A 21,889-nucleotide genomic window follows, 5' to 3' on the forward strand; every position below is an offset into this window, starting at 1 on the left:
AAAATTTTAATCAAAAAAAGCGCGGCATTTATTTCTTTTGATGTTGCGTTTGCCGCGCTTTTATCCTTTTCTCTATTGAATAGGTGATGTTATTTATTTGATAAAGAACATTCTATGTCATGAATGGAAATTAAATAGGACTGTGAATAGTAACTTACTTCTTGATATCGTGAAGGATATAGCTTAAATACATATTGATATTGTTTGCCTTTTTATTCTCCTCTTGAAACCTTGGCTGATTTCACATCTTTAAGTGGTTGCACGGCCTTCATCACTATATTGGCTGGCTAAAGCATAAAACCGGCCATCTTTGTTTTTCGTCAACGATTGATAATTACCCTGCTCCACGATTTGCCCCTGCTCAAGCACGAAAATCTGGTCAGCATTCCTAATCGTTGATATACGATGAGCGATAATTACGATTGTCATTTTACCCTGCAGGTTTTCAATAGCTTGCTGGATACGTGTTTCGTTTTCAGAATCCAAGGAACTCGTGGCTTCATCCAAAATAAGAACCGACGGCTTTCTTAAAAGCGCCCTCGCCAGAACAACACGCTGCCGCTCACCTCCGGATAAACGCACTCCCCTATCGCCCACAACTGTATCCAGCCCATTTGGAAGGCTGCCGATAAAGGAATCGATAGCAGCTAACCGCAAGGATTCCCATATATCATCCTCTGCGGCATCCGGACAAGCCCATAACAGGTTATCCCTGATGCTGGCGTTAAATAAAAGGGCGTCCTGCGGTACGTAACCTATAGAATTTCTCCACGGACGTAAATTATCCAGCAATGGGTCACCGTCTATTAAAATATCTCCTTCCTTTGGCGTTAATAACCCGATTAATAAATCTACCAAAGTGCTTTTTCCTGCACCGGATACACCAACAAAAGCAGTAGTTGTACCGACAGGAAGTTTAAAATTAACTTCTTTAACAGCGCAACTTATACGATTGGAGTCATAGAAAAAAGAAACATTACGAAATTCGACTCCGTACCTTAATTCCATCCTTCTCATGCTTCCTTCTTCCGGCAGGTTCTCACGGGCGGCAAGGCATTGATTTTCCAATTCTTTAGCAGTACGAAAAGCGGGAAGCGTCATATTAATATTCTGCAAACCCGTTTGAAAGGAAGCAAGCCTAGGCCAGAGACGTGCCGAAATAACGGCAATTATTATGAGCACCTGAGGATTTGGCTTGAATATCTCGATTGCGCTGAACAAGAACAAGCTTATAAAGATAGCCGCGCCAACTTTATACGCCATGGCTGTCCTGGTCTGAATTGCGTTAAATCTGACCAAATTCTCCTTCATCATATTACGTGTATTGACAAAATTACGTATTTGAGCAGCCTCAACACCATAACTCTTAATTTCTTTTATACCGTTTAAATGCTCTGTAAGATCAAAAAGCAGATCACGGTTTAAATCTGAAATATGTTGGCCCATCCTGCGTGACTCTTTGGTAAAAGTTTGTAAAGACATAAATAAAATAAAAGCCCCGGCTATCACTAAACAAGTCAGTGCAGGAGAAATAAAAAAAGCAAAAATAATTTGTATTAAAGTAATCAGGGAATTAGTTATTATCTGCAAGAAAAAATTCACACCTGAATAAACACGTATTAATTCATTTATAATAACATTGGCAATATCCGATTTAGTCTTGGATATCAAAAGCTGCCACTCGGCATAGGCTACAGCCCGAAACAACCTGGAAGACAAAAAAACAGCAAATGACTGCTGTATATCAAAATTAAGCATGGTTTGAAAGCGCTGCAGCCAACTCTGCCCAAAATTAAGACCTATATACAACAATAATATAACCGGCAAATTTAATGGTACGCCGGCAACTTGAAAAATATGATTCAGCCAGAAAGTCAATCCGCTGCTCTCTTGTATACCGGGAATAATTCCGGATACCATTAATAATGGTATGATCATTAATATGCCTATGCCCTCTATTATGCCAAGCACAACCATCAGCATCATATTAATAATCAGTTTCTTTGGAGATAAATCGAATAACTCCCTGACATAAATTAAAAGGATATCCATTTCTCAAAATCCTTAATTAAATTCCCTGTTTAATTTTATAAACGCCGGCCAATAAAAGCACGTATGTATTTACTGTCTTAAAAACCTGCTGAAGATTAGACTGCGGATTAACATACGCAAGCCGAAGTCATCTGCTGCATCGTCATATATGGTTTTATATTTTTCTAGTTCAACCCGGATCTTGGCAATATCAAGATACTTTCGCTCAGTTTCCAGAATGCCGATATCTTTTATTTCTTCAGCCAGTTCTGTCCAGCAAGATTGCAGTCGCTGGGCTAAATCTGCGTTCTGCTTACCATGCATCGTCACGTTTTGCCGCACTTCGTCCGGCAAAATGCCGTTCATAGCCCGCCGGATCAAAAACCTGTTCCGTCCATTGCGCACATACTGGTTTTCCGGCAAACTAAGACAAAATTCGATTACCCGCTTATCCATTGTCGGGTCACGCAGCGACATCCCATAGGCCAACGACTGTTTGGTTGTAATAACGCCGAGATGACTGAATAAATCCGGTTTAAAATGCTTTTTTCGCGATTCAAAAGAGTCCAGCTGCCTTAAAAAATAAGGATCATACCCAAACCGTCGAAATCTCTCCTGTACATTAATATGGCGGGCAAAATCCGGATTTATTGGAGACAGGCCTTGCATCTTCTTTTGCCAATCGCGGTCTTTGATTTTATTTATGTTTATTTTTAAGTTGTATGGCAGCATCGTCCCCATCAACCTAAGCCACGCCTTTAACGGTCTGCGGTAACGCCTGGCTGTGTTCCGGCTTTCGCGCAGGAACTGCCACCATTGACCAGATTTTAGCAATGACATCAGATATGATGAAGAATCGCCCCATGAAATTGTTATGTTGCCCGCGCTTCCTATTAACATGACACCGATATTACATTCCTGCGCCGTCATCATAATACTGTCAATCCAAAGCAGGTTCTCAATAATCTTGTAAGGCTGCTCCAATACTGCCAAAAACCGGCTGGTATCGCTTAAAGAGTGCTTTCCTTCAGAGCGGCAATATGTAACATCGATATTTCCAGTATGTTCCCTTACTGCTTCAATAAGTGGTGTCTCATCAGCCAACATCCCGACGGGAACCCAATCCCGGTAGCCAAGCATAGGTACAGCGCTAAATACCTGGAGCCGCAGGCCGCGTACAGCCATTTCCCGGGCAACCAGACAGGCCACCGAGGTGGAATCCAGTCCTCCACTCATCATCACACCCACCGGACGAATACTCCGCATGCGGCATCGAATTGCTTCACCAAGAACTTCCAGTAAGGCTTCTTCGTATTCATGATCCGTTTTTAATTTTAATTCATTATACCTTTCGATCTGCCAGTAAACACGCTTTTCCGCCCCACTGGGGCATACTGTCAGAGTATGTCCGGCAGGCAATAAATAAATATTCCTATATAAGGTCAACTCTGCATCCAGTTGATGCATTACGGAAGGCATAGCCAGGAAATCGGCGATCCAATTTTCATCATACTCCTTGGTAATCTCCGGCAGCACAAATAGTGGTTTGATCAAAGTTGAAAAGGCAAAAAGTTCTGACGAATGAAAATAATATAATGCTCTTGTACCTGTATGATCCACAGCGCAAAACAGTTTCTGCCGCTTCTCGTCCCAAATGACAAAGGAAAAATCACCTATAAGATATTTTAAGCAGTCCTGGTCCCATTTCCGGTAAGCCTGCAAAATAAGCTGACTGTCCGTCATATCGTCTCGAAGAGAATAATCAATACTTAGCCTGTCATGTAAATCAACCCGGTTATCAATAACAGCATCCGCTGTTATTGATAACCCTGCCTCGTCATCGTAAAACGGAAGAATTTCTTGAACAGACTCAGGAGTAACATGACGGGCATGGCAACCCAGAAATACGTGCCCATCTCGCCATACTCCAGTATCATCCACATGATAGATACCTAATTCACGCATCATGGCTGTGCCTGTCTCCAAGGCAACCGGCCTGCCGTCAAGATAATAAATGCCGCATATGGCGCTCATTCTTAATTTTCACCGTCTTTGAGTAATTATGTAAATTAAAAAATAAAACGGCACAAGCCTTGTGCCTATATTTTAAAGGCCTCTTAGCTTCTTGCCGCCAAAAATCAATATTTTTAGGCAACTTCGATTAAAAAAACGGATGTATGTTACGTCCTCCGGGAAATTACTTTGTCAGTCATTTTAATAGAGCATTGTCAAAACTAAAAAAGCTGCTCTGCTATTACATTTTTAGAATTAAAATCAGGAACAGCTACCATTAGGACATATATCCCCTACAATATCTCCATTCGTAGCTGGTGTAAACGAATCAGGATCAAATCCTACTTTATTAAAATCTGTTATTCTGACTTCAATTTCTGCTATCTGAGGTTCAGACCACAGCAGTTTTTTCATTTTTATATCACCTCACCTTCTCGTTAGCATTTACAAAGACTCTGAACCTGTGGTTATCACGTACTACGCATCAATACTAAGAGCAGGGGTGATTAGGGACTATATCCCCAACTAAGCCAGGAACGGCAGAAGAATAAGCGTCAGTACTGTATCCAGATTTGTTTAATTCCGTCATCTTAATCTCTATTTCCTTTATTTGCGGCTCGGACCACATCAGCTCATTCATTTTTTAGATCGCCTCGCTTCCTATTACCTTATATATTACCTATTATGACTATTATAAGGTATGTTACCATACTGTTCGTTCTTTGTAAATACCCTACAATCTTTTTTAGCGCAGAAGTCAGGATCTCGTCTTTTAAAATTATAGTTCCGTCATTATAGCTTCGTCAAAATCAACTTTACCGCTGATTAACGACACATAAAAATTTTTCTGTTGACATAGTCCGGAGTTAAATATATAATTCAACAAACTAATGTTGGCTGAAGCCAATTATGTACAATTTTCTTCCTAAATTAAAATAAGTCCAAACATAATTTATATTTAAAGAAATACCACGGAGGTTTTCATTCGTCCAGAAGGATGGAAAACCGTGGTATTTTTATTTTTATAAACAGCCTTGTTTTGTCTTTCCCCAAAGAAAGCGCTTTGTTTTGCCCATGTGAATTATGATTTTTCATCTGGAGGTGGACAGGCTGCAGAGATAATATTTACCAATATTGAACTATTTTTTGAATTGGAGGAGGAGGAAAAGGAATTATGAAAGATGGCGCCAGTGGTCCAGAAAAAGAAGCAGTTACTCGCCGTTCCTTCCTAAAAATGGCGACAAGCATGGGACTGTTGGCCGGTTTAACCGGCGCCCTGGCCGGCTGCGACGACAAAAATCCGAAACGCCCCGGCGGCGAAGGCTGGCTGCCGAACCAGTACAATACCGCAGGCAACCTGCCGACCCAGGTTCGCGGCCGGGTTCCCATTGATCTGGACAATCCGTCCATTATGCGTGACAATCAAAAATGTGTTTTATGCGGGCAATGCCTGGAGACTTGCGAAAATATTGAGAGTGTCTATGGTTATTACAGCTTGCCGATAGTTGATGAGACAATCTGCATTCATTGCGGACAGTGTTCCATGGCCTGTCCTACCCAGGCAATCAGCGAGCGTGACGATACGGGCAAAGTGTTCGAAGCCCTCGACAATCAAAATAAATTCGTTCTAGTTCAAACAGCTCCTGCAACAAGAGTTGCCCTGGGAGAGGAGTTTGGCCTCCCCCCCGGCACATGGGTAGAAGGGCAGCAGGTGGCGGCATTAAGAAGGCTTGGCTTTGACGCTGTCCTGGATACTAATTTTACAGCCGACCTGACAATTATGGAAGAAGGCACGGAACTGATCAAGCGGATAAAGGGAGAGGTTAAAAAACCCCTTCCTCAATTTACCTCCTGCTCACCGGGCTGGATTAAGTTTTGTGAGTACTTCTATCCCGATTTGCTTCCCAATATTTCATCATGCAAATCTCCCCAGCAGATGTTCGGCGCTCTGGCCAAGACTTATTATGCCAAAGCAAGAGGAATCGACCCCGCCAGCATTGTTTCCGTATCCATTATGCCCTGTACGGCTAAGAAATTCGAATGCAACAGGCCAGAGATGAATGACAGCGGTTTTAAGGACGTAGATTACGTTCTAACAACCAGGGAACTGGCCCGGATGATCAAAGAGAAGAAAATTGATTTCAAGTCCCTTCCCGAGGAACATTATGATCCTATTATGGGCGAGGAAACAGGCGGGGCAATTATTTTCGGCGCGACCGGAGGAGTCATGGAAGCTGCCGCAAGAGCGGCCTACTTTTTAATTACCGGTCAGGAACCGCCTGCTCTGTTTTTGAACCTGACTCCGGTGCGCGGCTTGACTGGGGTTAAGGAAGCTGCTGCGGATATACCGGGAGTAGGAACGCTCCGTGTCGCTGTATGTCACGGCATGGCCAACGGACGTAAGGTTTTGGACGCTGTGCGCGCCGGAAATGCTCCCTGGCACTTTGTCGAATTCATGACCTGCCCGGGTGGCTGCATCGCCGGCGGCGGACAGCCCCGCACTGCTGTCCCACCCACAGACGCAATACGCGAACAGCGCCTGGCCGCTCTTTACAAAGCCGATGCTTCATTGCCCAAGCGCAAAAGCTACGAGAACGCAGAAGTAGCTGCTCTATATCAAAATTTTCTGAAGCACCCAATGAGTGAACTGGCGGAAGAACTGTTGCACACAGAGTACCATTCCCGCGCCGACAAGCTGCATCCGCTTCTTTTTAAGGCGGTATAGCCGGGAGTATAACAAGTACGCCGTATTTATTATTAAATTTTTTATATGAAAGGATGGCGTCAAGTGACAAGTAAAATGGGTGCGCTCGTTGATGTTACCAGATGCATCGGCTGTGGAAGCTGCGAGGTGGCCTGCTCTTTGTACAACGGCCTGAAACCCGAACAAGAGCAGGAAAGCAAAACGGCGCCAGTGAGCGAGAACGTTGAATTAGCAGTGAACCGGTGGACGGTAGTACAAAGCCACAAGTTCGAAAAAAACGGTGAACAAATAAGGCGTTTTGTGAAACGGCAGTATTTTCACTGCCAGGAACCGGCATGCGCTTCCGCCTGCTTTGCCAAAGCCATGCAGAAAACTCCCGCCGGTCCTGTAGTTTATAATGAAAACCTGTGTGTGGGCTGCCGTTACTGTATGATTGCCTGTCCCTTCGAAGTATTGAAGTTCGAATGGAACAAGCCTTTTCCCAGGGTGCTAAAATGTCAGATGTGCCCGGATCGGGTAACGGAAGGACAGATGCCGGCCTGCGCCAGTGTCTGCCCGACTGGGGCGATTACATTTGGCGAAAGAGAAAAGTTAGTTGAAGAAGCGAAAAAACGCCTTGCTGACAAGCCAAATTTCTATGTCAACCACATCTACGGTTTGAATGAAGTGGGTGGAACATCGTGGCTCTATATCTCTGATGTTCCATTCGGAGAACTCGGCTTCCGCACCGACGCTCCCGAAAAAGCATTACCGGAATACACATGGGAAGTACTCAGGTGGACCCCGGCGATTTTTGTCGGCTGGGGCGCTATACTGACCGGCTTGTACATTTACAATAAGCGGCGGGCTGCAGCGCATGATGAAGAGGAAATGTACGCGCCTGTGGATCCGGACTAAAACAAATCCCGATTTATTGAGATGGAGGTAAGGGTTCATGCAAAAAAAACGCTGGACTTTTCGTATTACCGGATTAAGAGTTTTAATGATTGCTCTTGTTATAGTCGCAGTCTTAATATGTTTGTACCGTTTTGTTTACGGTCTCGGCTCGATGACCAATCTAAGCGATCAGTGGCCGTGGGGTCTTTGGATCGGATTCGACCTGCTCTGCGGCATTGCCCTGGCGGGCGGCGGGTTCAGCACTGCGCTGATCGTGCATGTACTGCACAAAGAGAAGTTTCTGCCAATCGCCCGGGCGGCACTGCTTACTTCACTGATTGGTTATCTGATTGCTCTGGTCAGTCTCTTCCTGGACATAGGAAGATGGTATAATTTCTGGCGCCCATTCGTCTATTGGGGTTTTCATTCGGTCCTCTTTGAAGTATTCTGGTGCATCTCTCTGTATACTGTTGTTCAAATCCTGGAGTTTGGCGATATCTTCTTTGAACGGGTCAAGGTTAATTTCCCTCCATATAAAAAGATCCTTCAAGCGATCATGCCATTTTTGTTGATTTTAGGTATTGTGCTGCCTACCCTGCATCAATCTTCACTCGGCTCACTTTACATTATTGCTGTTAATAAGCTGAACCCTCTCTGGTGGTCTATGATCATCCCGTTCTTTTTTGTATGGTCCGCATTCTTCCTTGGCCCTGCCATGGCCACAATTGAAGGAACACTGGCGGCCAGAACATACCAGAGGAAACCAGAGTTGCATGTATTTTCAGATCTTACAAAAGTCACTATGTGGATGCTGATCATTTACCTGATTGTCAAAATAATTGACTTAAATTATCGCGGCGTCTTTTCCAGCGCATTCAATGGATCATTTGAAAGCAACATGTTCTTATTAGAGATAATCGGATTCGTCATTCTGCCTATTGTTATGTACGCCATTCCCGGCATCCGGACTAAACAATGGGGAGTCTTCACGGCTTCCGTCCTGGTGGTTGCAGGAGTGATTTTGAATCGCCTGAACGTCGTCTTCACCGGTATGGCTAAAAGCCTCAGCGGACAATATTTCCCCTCATTATGGGAATTCTTAGTAACTATCGGCATGTGGTGCGCATTGATTTTGATATATTGCTTTATTGCAGAAAACTTCCCCATTTTGAATAAGGAGGAGCATGTGCCGAATAGAATGATCTCTTCAGGAGCAAGCGTCCGCGCCTGATTGAAGCGAATTGTGCAGGAAGTCAAGAAAATGCGAATTGCAGTTATAGATGGACAGGGTGGAAAAATAGGTAAAGCTATCGTTGAGAAGTTCAGAAAGGCCTTTGAAGATAGAATTGAGATTGTTGTATTGGGTACCAACTCCATTGCAACTTCAATTATGCTGAAAGCAGGCGCCAATGAAGGAGCGACAGGCGAAAATGCTATCGTTTACGGCGCTTCCAACGCAGACATTATTTTGGGATCAATAGAAATAGTATGCTCTAATTCATTACTGGGTGAACTGACTCCCCTGATGGCGCGATCCATAGCAGAAAGTCCGGCTAAAAAAATTCTTATCCCTTTGAACAGACTTAATATAACCTTTACCGGGATAGAGAAAAAAGCTTTGCCTCGTTACATCGACGATGCCATCGAAATGGTAGAAGCTTTGGGGGGGCAAGTGAATCATGTGAAACATGTTAAGCCGCCTAAACGGCAATTATAATTTTAGCCTCACTATCTACTTTACCCCTATAACAATAGGGGTATTTTTTTGGATTTTATTTATCGTTCTTTTTTAAAAATATTGAAAGGATTACAGGGCATACTACTACAGTATTTTTTATGTTGGGGGTACTGTATTTGTCAGGTTCCGAGTTGCGCCTTTTAAATGAACTGGCAGGCTTATACGGGATAGAGGCCGCGTTCAGGGAGGCTTCGGGCCTGCAAAGACAGGTTTCCGTCGATACTCTCACAGCAGTTTTAAAAATTCTCGGGGCTCCACTGGAAAACATGCGAGACATCCGCCCCGCAATCCGGCAGCGTAGATTGGAAACGCTGCAGCGCTGTCTGGAACCTGTTGTGGTTTGCAGAAAGACAAATCCTGCTGTTTTAATACTGCGCCTTCCCGAGACTACAAGTGGACTTAAAGCAAAAGCCCGCCTCGAAACAGAGGACGGCGAATCGCTGAATTGGACGCTGGATCTTTCTGTTTTACCGGTACTGAAAACTGAAACTGCCGAGGGCGCCGTATACATTGTGAAAAAATATGTCTTGCCGGACCCCCTCCCATGGGGATATCACATTTTCAATCTGGATCTGCAGGGGCAATCTTATACAACCTTGATTATCTGCGCCCCATACCGGGCATTTTCCCCTGATTTAAAGAAAAACGAAAGGCTCTGGGGATTATTTGTTCCCCTTTATGCTTTAAATTCCAACCGCAGCTGGGGCGCCGGCGATCTTTCCGATCTGGAGCTTCTTATTAATTGGACGCATGAATTGGGAGGCCATCTGGCAGGTACACTTCCGCTTTTGAGTACTTTTCTTGACAAACCTTTCAGCCCAAGCCCGTATACACCGGTAAGCCGCCTTTTTTGGAGCGAATTTTACCTGGACATTACACGCCTTGAGGAACTGAAGAACAATAACCAGGCCCGCGAATTGCTAAATTCCAATCCTTTTATAGAAGAGATGAATGACCTGCGCTCCAGGTCTCTGGTAGATTACTTGCGCGTTATGACCGCCAAGCGAAAGATTCTGGAATATCTGTCAGCCGGTTTTTTTCACAAAAGAGATCGTCGCAGGGCAGAGTTCCAAAAATGGCTGCAAAAGCATCAAAAAGTAAGCGACTATGCGCGTTTCCGGGCCTGTACGGAAAAGCAGGGCTGCGGTTGGCCGTCATGGCCGCCGCATCTTCGCGAGGGTATTATAAGGGAGAAGGATTACGAAACCGGCACGGAACAATACCACTTATATGTCCAATGGGCAATAGACAGGCAGTTCAAGGAACTATCCGAACGGGCAAAGGATCTCGGACAAAAACTGTACATTGATCTACCCCTCGGAGTTCATTACGCCGGTTATGATGTTTGGCGGGAAAGGGACGTTTTTGCCCAGGATTCAAGCGCTGGAGCCCCTCCGGACATGTTTTACGGCCAGGGACAAAATTGGGGATTCCCGCCCCTTCACCCGGAAAGAATCCGTCAGGAGGGTTATAAATACTACCTGTCAGGGCTGCGTCATCACTTAAAGTATGCGGACATTTTAAGGCTCGACCATGTGGCGGGGCTGCAAAGGCTCTTTTGGATACCCAAAGGGATGACGGCAGCCGATGGCGTGTATGTAAAATACAAAGCTGATGAGTTTTACGCTTTATTAACCCTGGAATCCCTGAGAAGCCATTCAGTAATCATCGGCGAGGATCTCGGCAACGTCCCCGGCTATATCAAAAAGCAGATGTCAAAACATAAAATATACAGAATGTATGTTGCGTCTTTGGAATACCGGCCCGACCCTCATCAGGCGTTAGGGCTCATCCCCCAAAAGACGCTGGCCTCCCTCAACACCCACGATCTCCCTACTTTTACTGCTTTTTGGCAGGAGAAAGAAAATAATGTGGCGGACCGGATCTGCCTGCCACTTTTTCTTTACCAGCACGGTTGGTTGTCGTCCCCAACTTTTAATAACTATGATATTTTAAAAGGCTGTCTGAAACACCTGGCGGCCAGCAGGGCGGATATCCTCTTAATCAACCTGGAAGATCTCTGGCAGGAAACAAATTCACAAAATATGCCGGGTAATGCTGATCATCCCAACTGGTCCCGAAAGGCCCGCTTTCCAATCGAGGAATTTACCAACGACACGAGCTTGATTGCCTTGCTGAAAGAAGTTAAACAGCTTAGAGAATCACCGCCCAGGAGGCCAAAAAAATGAACTGTAAACTGGCTTTGGGCGCTTATCCTGTTGAAAACCAATGCTTTTTTAACGTCTGGGCGCCAAAAGCGGACTCAGTTGCAGTACATCTTGTTTCACCCGCGGACAAATTTTTCCCCTTAATAAAAGGAGAACGCGGATATTATTTCGGAAAAATAACAGGGGTGGAACATGGTTCACGATATTATTTTCTTCTAGACAAGAAAACCGAGCGTCCTGATCCCGCTTCCCGCTATCAGCCTGAGGGGGTATATGGCCCCTCGGAAGTTGTCAACACATTTTTACACCGGTGGTCTGATCAGAACTGGCCGGGCCCCAAAAAACGGGATCTTATCCTTTATGAACTGCATGTTGGAACGTACACTGCAAACGGCGACTTGGAAGCTCTGATTCCCTGCCTGGACAGGCTGATTGAGCTGGGCATAACGGCGATTGAACTTATGCCTGTCGGTCAGTTTCCAGGAAGCCGGAACTGGGGCTATGATGTGATTTATCCCTATGCGGTCCAAAACACCTACGGAGGGCCGGAAAGTCTGCAAAGGCTGGTAGACGCCTGCCATGGAAAAGGGCTGGCGGTCATCCTCGATGCAGTTTACAATCACTTTGGTCCGGAAGGAAATTACCTTGGAGATTTTGGATATTATTTTACCGAACGATACCATACTCCCTGGGGGTCTGCTATAAATTTTGACGGGCCGGGCAGTGACGAGGTAAAACGGTTTTATATTGAAAACGCCTTAATGTGGATTAACGAATTTCATATCGACGGCCTCCGTCTGGATGCCATCCATGCGATTGATGACAAATCTGCCATGCCTTTCCTTGAAGAAATCGCTGAAGTTATCCACCGGCAGGCTGAGCGCCTGGGACGGCGCATCTATGTTTTTGCTGAAAGCGATCTCAACGATGATCGCGTAATCAGGCCGCGGACCTTAAGCGGCTTTAACCTGGATGCCCAGTGGAGCGACGATTTTCATCATTCACTGCAGACACTGGTAACAGGGGAACATCAAGGTTATTACATGGATTTTGGGACAATGGAACATGTTGCCCGTTCCTTTAGAACAGGATATACCTATACGGGTCAGTATTCGCCATTCAGGGAGCGAAGGCACGGGCGAACCCCCGTATTGCCTGACGCAAGCAAGTTTATTGTTTTCGCGCAGAACCATGACCAGGCAGGAAATCAGGGCCGAGGCAAAAGAACCGGCGCAACAGTCTCTTTTGAGGCTTTGAAATTAATCGCCGGTGTTGTAATCCTGGCGCCATTCCTGCCCCTTTTATTCATGGGTGAGGAATATGGTGAAACTGCCCCCTTTTATTTTTTCACAGATTATAGTGACCCGATCCTTGCGGAGGCGGTATTCAAAGGAAGAAAAAAAGAAATATCCGCCGAAGGAGAAGACGGAATTCCGGATCCACAAGATGCGGCAACATTTTTTAGATCACACCTGGATCATTATCTGGTCCGGCTTGAAAGACACAGTATTCTTTTTGGATTTTACAGAAATCTGATCCTTTTACGCAAGGAACTGCCGGCATTAAATGAATCTAATCTTCAAGATCAGGAAATTATAACTTTTGAAAAAGAACGATTGCTTTTCCTGAGGCGCTGGCATGGCTCTTCCGAGGTTTGTACGTTATTCAACTTTTCCGGAAAAAGTGTGACTGCCGGTTTACCCTTGCCTCTGGCAAAGTGGCTCTGCAGACTTGATTCGGCAGATAAACGCTGGCTGGGAGACGGCAATACAGCCCCTGCAATTTTAGATTCAAGCGGGGAATTAAACCTTTGCCTGCCTCCCTGGGCTTGTATTTTATATGAAAAGGCAAATGAGGACGGGATCTAAAAAAATGGATAAGCATATATGTATTCACGGCCATTTTTATCAGCCTCCCAGGGAAAATCCCTGGTTGGAAAATATTGAGCTTCAAGACAGCTCTTATCCTTATCATGACTGGAATGAGCGTATAGCGGCGGAATGCTACGAAACAAACACCGCTTCCAGAATCTTAAACGAAGACGGCTGGATAAAGAGAATCGTTAATAATTATGCAAAGATAAGTTTTAATTTTGGGCCGACTTTGCTGTCCTGGATGGAATCTAATGATCCCGACGTTTATAAGGCAATCATCGAGGCTGACCGTTTAAGCATGCACAACCATTCGGGACACGGCTCTGCTCTTGCGCAGGCATACAACCATATGATCATGCCTTTGGCTAATGCAAACGATAAATATACCCAGGTTCTCTGGGGAATTAGAGATTTCGAGACCCGTTTCGGCAGGCAGCCGGAAGGAATGTGGCTCCCGGAAACTGCTGTGGATTTAAATACTTTAGAAATTCTGGCCGAACAGGGGATTAGTTTTACAGTCCTTGCGCCCTATCAGGCAAGGCGTATCCGCAGGATTGGCGACGGAGGCTACTGGGAGGAAATTGGCGCCAAGGGAATTGACATTACCATGCCTTATCTGATTAAACTCCCCGGCGCGGGACGCTCGATCTCGGTCTTTTTCTACAACGGAGACATCTCCCAGGCGGTAGCCTTTGAAAAACTCCTCTATAACGGGGAGAGATTCGCTAAAAGGTTATTGTCGGCCTTCCGGGAGGATAAAGATTCCCCCCAGATTATAAACATCGCCACAGACGGGGAAACTTACGGACACCATCACCGTTATGGAGAAATGGCCCTTGCCTATGCGCTTTATTATATCGAGTCCAACAAATTGGCAGGATTTACTAATTACAGTGAATATCTTGAGAAACACCCTCCATATTTCGAGGTAGAAATCAACGACAATTCCTCCTGGAGCTGCGCACACGGGGTGGAACGCTGGCGTAATAACTGCGGCTGCAACTCGGGTATGCACCCGGGTTGGAGCCAATCCTGGAGAGCCCCTTTAAGAGATGCTTTAAACTGGCTCCGGGATATCCTGTCGGACCGGTTCGAAAATAAGGCTCGCCTGTATTTTAAAGATCCCTGGGCAGCGCGCAATGAATATATCTCAATAATTCTGGACCGTTCACCGGAAAGTTTGAACAGCTTCCTGGAAAACCAGGCAGCAAAGGAGTTAAATAATAAAGAACGGGTAACGGTAGTCAAGCTTCTTGAAATGCAGCGCCACGCAATGCTGATGTTTACAAGCTGCGGATGGTTCTTTGACGAGATTTCAGGTATAGAAACAGTCCAGGTGCTCCAATACGCCGGCCGGGTTATTCAGCTGGCGCGTGAACTTTTTAATACGGACCTGGAGCCTGAGTTTCTTAAAATGCTTGCCCAGGCAAAAAGCAATATTAAGGAATATCAGGATGGCGCCCGGATTTATGAAAACTTTGTCAAACCCTCCATGGTCGATCTCTTAAAAGTGGGCGCTCATTATGCAATCTGCTCGTTGTTTGAAACTTACGATGAACATTCACGGATATATTGCTACGAAGTTCAGCGGGAAGACAACCATTGCCGTCTGGCAGGATCGTCAAGGCTGATCATCGGGCGCGCCAGGGTAACTTCGGAAATAACAAGAGAATCTATAGTTCTTAATTACGGAGCAGTTAACTTCGGCAATCAAAATGTTAACGCGGGAGTCCGGGCTTCAGACAGCGAAGAAACTTATCAGGAAATGATCCGGAAAATAACCGGGGCTTTCGATCGTGTGGATTCAACTGAAGTAAGCAGGCTTTTCGACCAGTACTTTGAAGGAACGATATACTCCCTTAAGCAGCTCTTCCGTGACAAACAAAGAAAGGTCCTGGATCAGATACTGAATACAACACTTGCTGAGATTGCCGCCGATTACAGGCATATCTACGAACGGCACGCCCCTCTGATGTTATTTTTAAAAGATTTGAACATACCGCAGCCCAAAGCTTTATATACGGCCACAGAATTCGTTTTAAACACCAGCTTAAGGTATGCTCTTGCGGAAGACGAGCCGGACCTGGAGCGGATTAAAGCAATTTTAAATGAAGCCAGGATATTTAAAGTTCCCCTGGATGGAGCAAGCCTTGGATATATCATAAAAAAATCGCTGGAGAAGATGGGCGAAAGGTTGTCTAAAAATCCTGAGGATATCTCTTTAATCAAGCGCTTGGACTCGTTTGCCGGCCTAATCCTGACCCTACCTTTCGAGGTTGACCTGTGGAAAATACAAAACATATATTATGCAGTGCTGCAGAAAAACTACCCGGAATTACAGGCCAAGGAAACGCAGGAAAATGAAAGTTTTCGAACATGGATCGCCCATTTTGAAGCCCTCGGTGACAAGCTTAAGGTGAAAAGAGACAAGTAATGGACCAGCCGCGCATTCCCTCCGCAACATACAGGCTTCAATTCAACAACGGTTTTGGCTTTAAGGAGACAAAAGCTCTCATACCCTACCTGTATACTCTGGGGATCACTGACCTTTACGCTTCCCCTGTGTTTAAAGCACGGACAGGAAGCCAACACGGCTATGATGCAACGGATCCCAAAACATTGAACCCGGAACTGGGCGATTCTGAAGAGTTCTTTTCCCTGACAGATGTCCTAAGTGAAAACAAAATGGGACTCGTACTTGATATTGTGCCCAACCATATGGCTGCGAGCAGCGAAAATCCTTGCTGGTACGACGTGCTTCAGAATGGGCCTGATTCGCCGTTTGCTTCTTTTTTTGACATAGACTGGCGGTCCGGAAAAACAGGTTTAAACGGAAAGATCCTTGTTCCTGTCCTGGGCGAACCTTTTAGTGAAGAGCTGGAAAATCAGAAGATTTTATTAACGATCGAAGAAAAAGGTCTGCAGATAAACTATAACGGAATCAAATTTCCGCTCAGCCCGGATTCGTATAAATCGCTCATCTTAAGATGGAACAAGGAACTTAATAATAAATATAGCGGTAAAAAACCGGTTTTATCCGAGTTTAGAAACCTGCTCGAAATATTTCCGCAACACAGGGGTAAATCAGCCATCAATAATGTAATACACGGCCTTTGGCGTCTTTATAAGAAAAACAAATTGCTGAGATCTTTTATCAATCGCCAGCTGACCATAATCAACGGCAAAAAAGGGGAACCGGACAGTTTCTCTGAACTGGAACAGATACTTGCCCAACAGGCTTATCGTCTGGCGTACTGGCGTGCCGCCGGTGAAAAAGTAAATTACCGGAGGTTTTTTGACGTCAGCGAACTGGTCTGCCTGCGCATGGAAAAAAAATCTGTTTTTGACTATACGCATCGCTCTATCCTGGAACTGATCAGCCTCGGTAAGGTAACCGGCCTGAGGATAGATCATATTGACGGCCTACTGAATCCGCAGGTGTACCTGTCCAGGCTTCAAAAAGCAATTTGCAAAAAACACTCCAGTTTTTTTATAGTCGTCGAAAAAATCTTAACCGGCGGCGAAAAAACACCTGTTGACTGGCCTGTCTTCGGCACAACAGGTTACGATTTTCTGAATAACTTAAACGAGCTTTTCGTGGACAGTGAAGGAATTGCAATCTTAGAGGAAATCTACGCCAGATTAAGCGGGTACAGGTCAGACTTTACCAGTCTGCTGCGTTCACGGAAGCGTTTTGTAATCAAGGAAATGTTCGCCGGTGAAATGGATAATCTCGTCCGGCAGCTTGCGTACCTAGCCGGGGAAAATCGCTACGGACGCGACATTAAGCAGGAAGCATTAAACCAGGCGCTTATAGAAACAACCGCCTGCCTAAGAGTTTACAGGACCTATATCAGGAATTTCAAAGTTGAAGGTTCCGACCGTTTTTATATCCTCGAGGCTTTAGCCGCTGCCAGGCAACGACAACCCGATGCCGGACAGGGCTTCGACTTTTTACAAAACATTCTGCTGCTCGATTTGGAAAAAGGTAAGGCTTTTGACCGGGCTAAAGCCTGGCTTGAATTTTTGATGCGGTGGCAGCAGTTTACGGGACCTGTTATGGCCAAAGGTTGTGAAGACACTGCGCTGTATGTTTTTAACAGGCTAATCTCCTTTAACGAAGTAGGCAGCAACCCCGGAACAGCAGGAATATCTGTTGATGAATTTCACCGGCGCAACAGGACCAGACTTCAGCTCACTCCCCATACCATGAACGCAACTTCCACACACGACACCAAACGCAGTGAGGACGTCCGCGCCAGAATCAATGTCCTGACTGAAATTCCCGAATTGTGGTCAGGACAGTTGGCAAAATGGCGGCGCTATAACCTTGCTGCCAAAAAGGCAATCAATGATCAAACGGCGCCCGATGGGAACATGGAATCTTTAATTTACCAGACACTGGTCGGAACATGGCCTTTGCATGAAAATGAAATTTCTGTTTTTCGGGAGCGTTTAACCGCCTATTTGACAAAAGCAGCCCGTGAAGCCAAAATTCATACCAGTTGGCTCCAGCCCGATAAAGACTATGAGGATGCGCTAAGGGCTTTTATCGGCTTAATCCTGGAGCCTTCCGGGAGCAACATGTTCCTTAACGATTTTGTGCAGTTTCAGAAAACTGTTTCCTACTATGGATCTGTTAACTCACTGGCCCAGGTACTGCTTAAAATTACCTCACCCGGAATACCCGATTTCTATCAGGGGACCGAACTCTGGGATTTCAGCCTGGTAGATCCTGATAACCGCCGTCCTGTGGACTATTCTGAAAGGCCTAAGATTATTGAAAAGATAAACGCTGAAGAGGCGGTTGACCTGCAGAACACGGTTAAGGAGCTTTTTAAGAACTGGGAGGATGGTTGGATAAAACTTTTCCTTACTTATAAAGCTTTAAACTTCCGTAAAACATACAAAGACCTTTTTGAAAAGGGCGATTATTTGCCTCTTGAATGTACAGGGAAAGGTCAAAAACATGTTTGTTCATTTGCCCGTCACATGGCCGGCAGGTGGGTAATCAGCGCCGTGGTACGGCTTCCGGCGAGTTTAATTAAAGAAAACGGGGAAAACAAGCCAGGAAACCATAATGAGAATGCTGGATTCATGCGGGCTGAACCCCCGACAGGCAAAGCGGTATGGGGCAACAGCGCCCTTGTTTTGCCGGAGCGGGCTCCAGATTCCTGGGAAAATGTCCTTACAGGTGAGAGGCTCGAAGCTATTAAGCAGGATCACTCCGATCAGAAAGAGCTTCCTATAGCAAGTGCTCTGAAAATTATTCCCGTTGCCCTGTTGACTGGATTCACGATGGATTAAGCAAATAATCTGCGCTGGGAGGATTAATAGACACCGTCTGACCAAAACCCCAGATATTTAAAGTAACCGCAGGCAAATCACTGTCTTTTAAAGCAGCGTTCAAAACAACCTGCCCGACAAGCCGTTCTTTTTGATCCACCCATATTTTGCAGTGGTACCCCTGATACTTCTGACCTGAGAACGAACCCACCAACTGCGGGTTGAATTCTATCACAGACATCTTTTTACCGTTTATTTTTTCCGTCCCGGCGTAATGGACATCAAGCAAACTGCCGTAACTTAAAAAATTAACCGGACCCAGTTCTTCAATAAGCATACTTGTTTGCCCCAGGCTGTTGCTTTTTAAGGCAATCCATTTATCCGTCCAGATATCTTTCATGTATGCTTGCGACCCTATCTGGATAAATTCTACCGGCGTGTTGAACATATTGCCTTTAATGTGAATCCGGTCCGGAGATATCCTCTCACCTTCGATAACGCTTAAAAAACTCTGCCTGCTTGTTTTTATTTCCATACGGTAATGAAAAGTCTTACTGGAGACAGTGTTTTGAATTGCTTCAGTCAACAGTTTGTTTGGAGATATTTTAGGACCCGCAAAGAAAATAAAAAGAACATAAAGCAGCAGCGCCAAGGCAATCAAAATGATTGCCAATGGAACAATTTTCTTTTTAATGTTCAGATCATACCTTCTCATAAAAAGACACCCCTATCAATATACAGGGTTTATGCCGAAAATATGACCTTGTTGTGATAAGCTGAAATCTTATAACCGTTCCAGAAAAGCAGCCAGTTGTTCAGGCAGCGGGGCTGAAAATTCAAGATACTCCCCGGTAGATGGATGCCGGAAGCCTAATACCTGGGCATGAAGAAATTGTCCCTCTAGGCCAAAATGATTTCTTGACGGGGCATATTTTGTATCCCCAACCAGAGGGTAACCCAGATAGGTCATATGTACACGGATTTGATGGGTTCTGCCCGTTTCAAGCCTGACCCTCAGCAAAGTTACCTTCTCAAGGCGCCTGATTACGTCGTAGTGTGTAACTGCCGGCCGCCCGCCTGTTTTTGTTACAGCCATGCGCTGACGGTCGTGTGGATGTCTTCCTACAGGCGCTTCTATAACTCCCTGGTTTTCCTTCACCACACCATGTACCAGAGCCATATAGCGCCTTACAATCGTGCGGTCCTGGAGCTGTTTGCTAAGATTAAGGTGTGAAGCGTCATTCTTGGCTACTAAAAGCAGACCGGAAGTATCTTTGTCCAGTCTGTGGATAATACCAGGGCGGAGCACGCCGTTAATGCCGGAAAGATCGCGGCAGTGAAATAAGAGGGCATTTACCAGTGTTCCTGAATAATTCCCCGCAGCCGGGTGGACAACCATGCCTCTTGGCTTGTTTATCACTATAAGTTCACTGTCTTCATAGTAAATGTCCAGTGTAATGGGTTCCGGTCCGGGAATGGGGTCTTTCGGCTGAATCTCACACAGGATTACTTCGTCACCGGCTTTCAACCTGCTGCCAGGTTTTGCTGAATTGCCGTTTACGCGTACATTCCCGCCGGCTATTAAATTATGAATATGGGAACGGCTCAAGGCAGGATTCTGATGAACGAGGTAAAGATCAAGCCTTTTTCCCGCATCTGACTCATCTACCTCGTAGTGACTCTCCATACCAAATCTCCTTAAACAAAAGACAGGCGCCGATAAAAATTGCTGTGTCGGCAAGATTAAAAACCGGCCAGACACGAAAGTCAAGATAATCTATAACCAGCCCCAACTGCAGGCGGTCAATCAAATTGCTCAAGGCGCCGCCGATGATCAGCCCCATCCCTATCCTAATCAGCCTTTTTTTTTCGGCAACAGGCCGCGTAAGCATTATTGTCGTCATAATAACAATCACCAAAATGGTAACTGCGATCAGGATGTTGGTCCGGTACGAAAAGAGTCCAAAAGCTGCGCCCGGGTTGCGCGTGTAAGTCAGATAAAAAAACGGAAAAACCACAACAGACTGCCCTTCTAACATCACTTTCTGGATAATATTTTTGGCCAGTTGATCCGCAAAAAGAGTTATTAAAAGAGAAATCAGCAAAATGATCCGTCCTTTAAACTTAACCTTATTTTTATAGTATACCATTATCATTGTAATTTTTAATAAAAAAGAGGACTTATTCCCCTTAATATAGAAAAAATAATAGACATATAAATTCTGATGCAAAACCGTTTTTCCCAACGGTTAAGGCTTGCACAGATAAAAAAGTTTTAGGGAGGTTTATGCAATTGGAGATTAAGACATTTGCAGTATTGGGCGCCGGTATCATGGGAGCGGGTATAGCCCAAACCGCGGCAAAAGCGGGATTTAACGTTATTATGCGAGACATTGCGGACAATTTTGTTTCTAACGGCTTAAATATAATCCGCAAAAATCTGGACAGGGATGTTCAGAAAAACCGTCTCAGCGCAGAAGAAGCCGATGCTATCTTTGGCCGTGTCAGGGGAACTGTAGACATGGACATTTTGGCGGAAGCAGATTTTGTCGTTGAAGCGATAATAGAAAAAATGGATCTTAAGAAAGTTGTTTTCAGCGAACTGGAAAAAATTTGTCCTCCATCCACATTTTTTGCTTCCAACACTTCCGGCCTCTCGATCACCCAAATGGCTTCCGCCACCAAACGGCCGGAAAAATTTATCGGCATGCATTTCTTCAACCCCGTACCGGTAATGAAGCTTGTGGAAGTAACCAGGGGAGCCGACACTGCCGATGATACAGTTAAGCTTACATTTGAACTTGCGGAGAAAATGGGCAAACAGCCGATTATGGTTAATGAGGCTCCGCTTTTCGTGGTCAACCGCATCCTGATCCCAATGATTAATGAGGCTATATTTGTCCTTTCAGAAGGTGTGGCATCGGCGGAAGATATCGATAAGGGTATGGCGCTGGGCGCCAATCATCCTATCGGCCCCCTCGCCCTGGCAGACTTAATTGGACTGGATACCACACTGTTAATACAAGATTCTCTTTTTGAGGAAACCCAGGATTCTAAATATCGTGCTTGCCCACTGTTGCGTAAAATGGTCCGCGCAGGCCATCTTGGACGCAAATCAGGAAAGGGCTTCTATAATTACAAATAATCTTTCGCAGCAAAGATACGGCGAAAGTGCTTAAACGCTTTCGCCGTTTTATTG

Annotated in this window: 14 protein-coding genes; 9 read left to right on the forward strand and 5 right to left on the reverse strand. The window is 45.2% G+C overall.

Features of this window, described 5'->3' with window-relative positions:
• Window positions 1-249: 249 nt before the first annotated feature.
• Window positions 250-2,052: an ABC transporter ATP-binding protein gene (locus tag DEH07_02640; GenBank protein ID HBY03437.1), complete on the reverse strand. Its 1,803-nt coding sequence runs from the start codon at window positions 2,050-2,052 to the stop codon at window positions 250-252.
• Window positions 2,053-2,121: 69 nt separating this feature from the next.
• A complete protein-coding gene (locus DEH07_02645) occupies window positions 2,122-4,065 on the reverse strand; it encodes an asparagine synthetase B (protein HBY03438.1) in 1,944 nt (647 codons plus the stop codon).
• Window positions 4,066-5,218: 1,153 nt separating this feature from the next.
• Here DEH07_02645 and DEH07_02650 point away from each other — a divergent pair.
• The 8 genes from DEH07_02650 (at window position 5,219) to treY (ending at window position 18,711) form a co-directional block, all read left to right on the forward strand.
• Window positions 5,219-6,769 carry a hydrogenase gene (locus DEH07_02650; protein ID HBY03439.1) on the forward strand — a complete coding sequence of 517 codons (1,551 nt, stop codon included), beginning with the start codon at window positions 5,219-5,221 and terminating at the stop codon, window positions 6,767-6,769.
• Window positions 6,770-6,844: 75 nt separating this feature from the next.
• The gene (locus tag DEH07_02655) at window positions 6,845-7,645 is read left to right on the forward strand and encodes a (4Fe-4S)-binding protein (GenBank protein ID HBY03440.1); all 801 of its coding nucleotides are present in this window, start codon (window positions 6,845-6,847) and stop codon (window positions 7,643-7,645) included.
• A gap of 37 nt (window positions 7,646-7,682) precedes the next feature.
• On the forward strand, window positions 7,683-8,855 hold the full coding sequence (locus DEH07_02660) for a Ni/Fe-hydrogenase cytochrome b subunit (GenBank protein ID HBY03441.1): 1,173 nt from the start codon (window positions 7,683-7,685) through the stop codon (window positions 8,853-8,855).
• A 30-nt stretch (window positions 8,856-8,885) separates the two neighbouring features.
• Window positions 8,886-9,341, forward strand: a complete 456-nt coding sequence (locus tag DEH07_02665) for a hypothetical protein (protein ID HBY03442.1) — start codon at window positions 8,886-8,888, stop codon at window positions 9,339-9,341.
• 137 nt (window positions 9,342-9,478) lie between these two features.
• Window positions 9,479-11,551, forward strand: a complete 2,073-nt coding sequence (malQ, locus tag DEH07_02670) for a 4-alpha-glucanotransferase (protein ID HBY03443.1) — start codon at window positions 9,479-9,481, stop codon at window positions 11,549-11,551.
• A complete protein-coding gene (gene treZ / locus DEH07_02675; protein HBY03444.1) occupies window positions 11,548-13,398 on the forward strand; it encodes a malto-oligosyltrehalose trehalohydrolase in 1,851 nt (616 codons plus the stop codon). Before malQ ends, treZ begins: the two co-directional genes overlap by 4 nt.
• Window positions 13,399-13,402: 4 nt before the next feature.
• Window positions 13,403-15,838, forward strand: coding sequence for a glycoside hydrolase (locus tag DEH07_02680; GenBank protein HBY03445.1), 2,436 nt, complete (start codon window positions 13,403-13,405; stop codon window positions 15,836-15,838).
• A complete protein-coding gene (gene treY / locus DEH07_02685) occupies window positions 15,838-18,711 on the forward strand; it encodes a malto-oligosyltrehalose synthase (protein HBY03446.1) in 2,874 nt (957 codons plus the stop codon). Before DEH07_02680 ends, treY begins: the two co-directional genes overlap by 1 nt.
• On the opposite strand, the gene DEH07_02690 is transcribed toward treY, so the two are convergent.
• The 3 genes from DEH07_02690 to lspA all read right to left on the reverse strand — a co-directional run bounded on the left by DEH07_02690 (window position 18,698) and on the right by lspA (window position 20,840).
• A complete protein-coding gene (locus DEH07_02690; protein HBY03447.1) occupies window positions 18,698-19,405 on the reverse strand; it encodes a hypothetical protein in 708 nt (235 codons plus the stop codon). The two genes, treY and DEH07_02690, sit on opposite strands and share 14 nt — an antisense overlap.
• A gap of 69 nt (window positions 19,406-19,474) precedes the next feature.
• The gene (locus DEH07_02695) at window positions 19,475-20,377 is read right to left on the reverse strand and encodes an RNA pseudouridine synthase (protein HBY03448.1); all 903 of its coding nucleotides are present in this window, start codon (window positions 20,375-20,377) and stop codon (window positions 19,475-19,477) included.
• A complete protein-coding gene (lspA, locus tag DEH07_02700) occupies window positions 20,352-20,840 on the reverse strand; it encodes a signal peptidase II (GenBank protein ID HBY03449.1) in 489 nt (162 codons plus the stop codon). Before lspA ends, DEH07_02695 begins: the two co-directional genes overlap by 26 nt.
• Before the next feature lie 149 nt (window positions 20,841-20,989).
• Here lspA and DEH07_02705 point away from each other — a divergent pair, with 149 nt between their 5' ends.
• Complete coding sequence (locus tag DEH07_02705) at window positions 20,990-21,835, forward strand: 3-hydroxybutyryl-CoA dehydrogenase (GenBank protein ID HBY03450.1); 846 nt, start codon at window positions 20,990-20,992, stop codon at window positions 21,833-21,835.
• Window positions 21,836-21,889 lie beyond the last annotated feature (54 nt).

This window comes from Desulfotomaculum sp., from assembly GCA_003513005.1.
Lineage (GTDB): Bacteria > Bacillota > Desulfotomaculia > Desulfotomaculales > Nap2-2B > 46-80.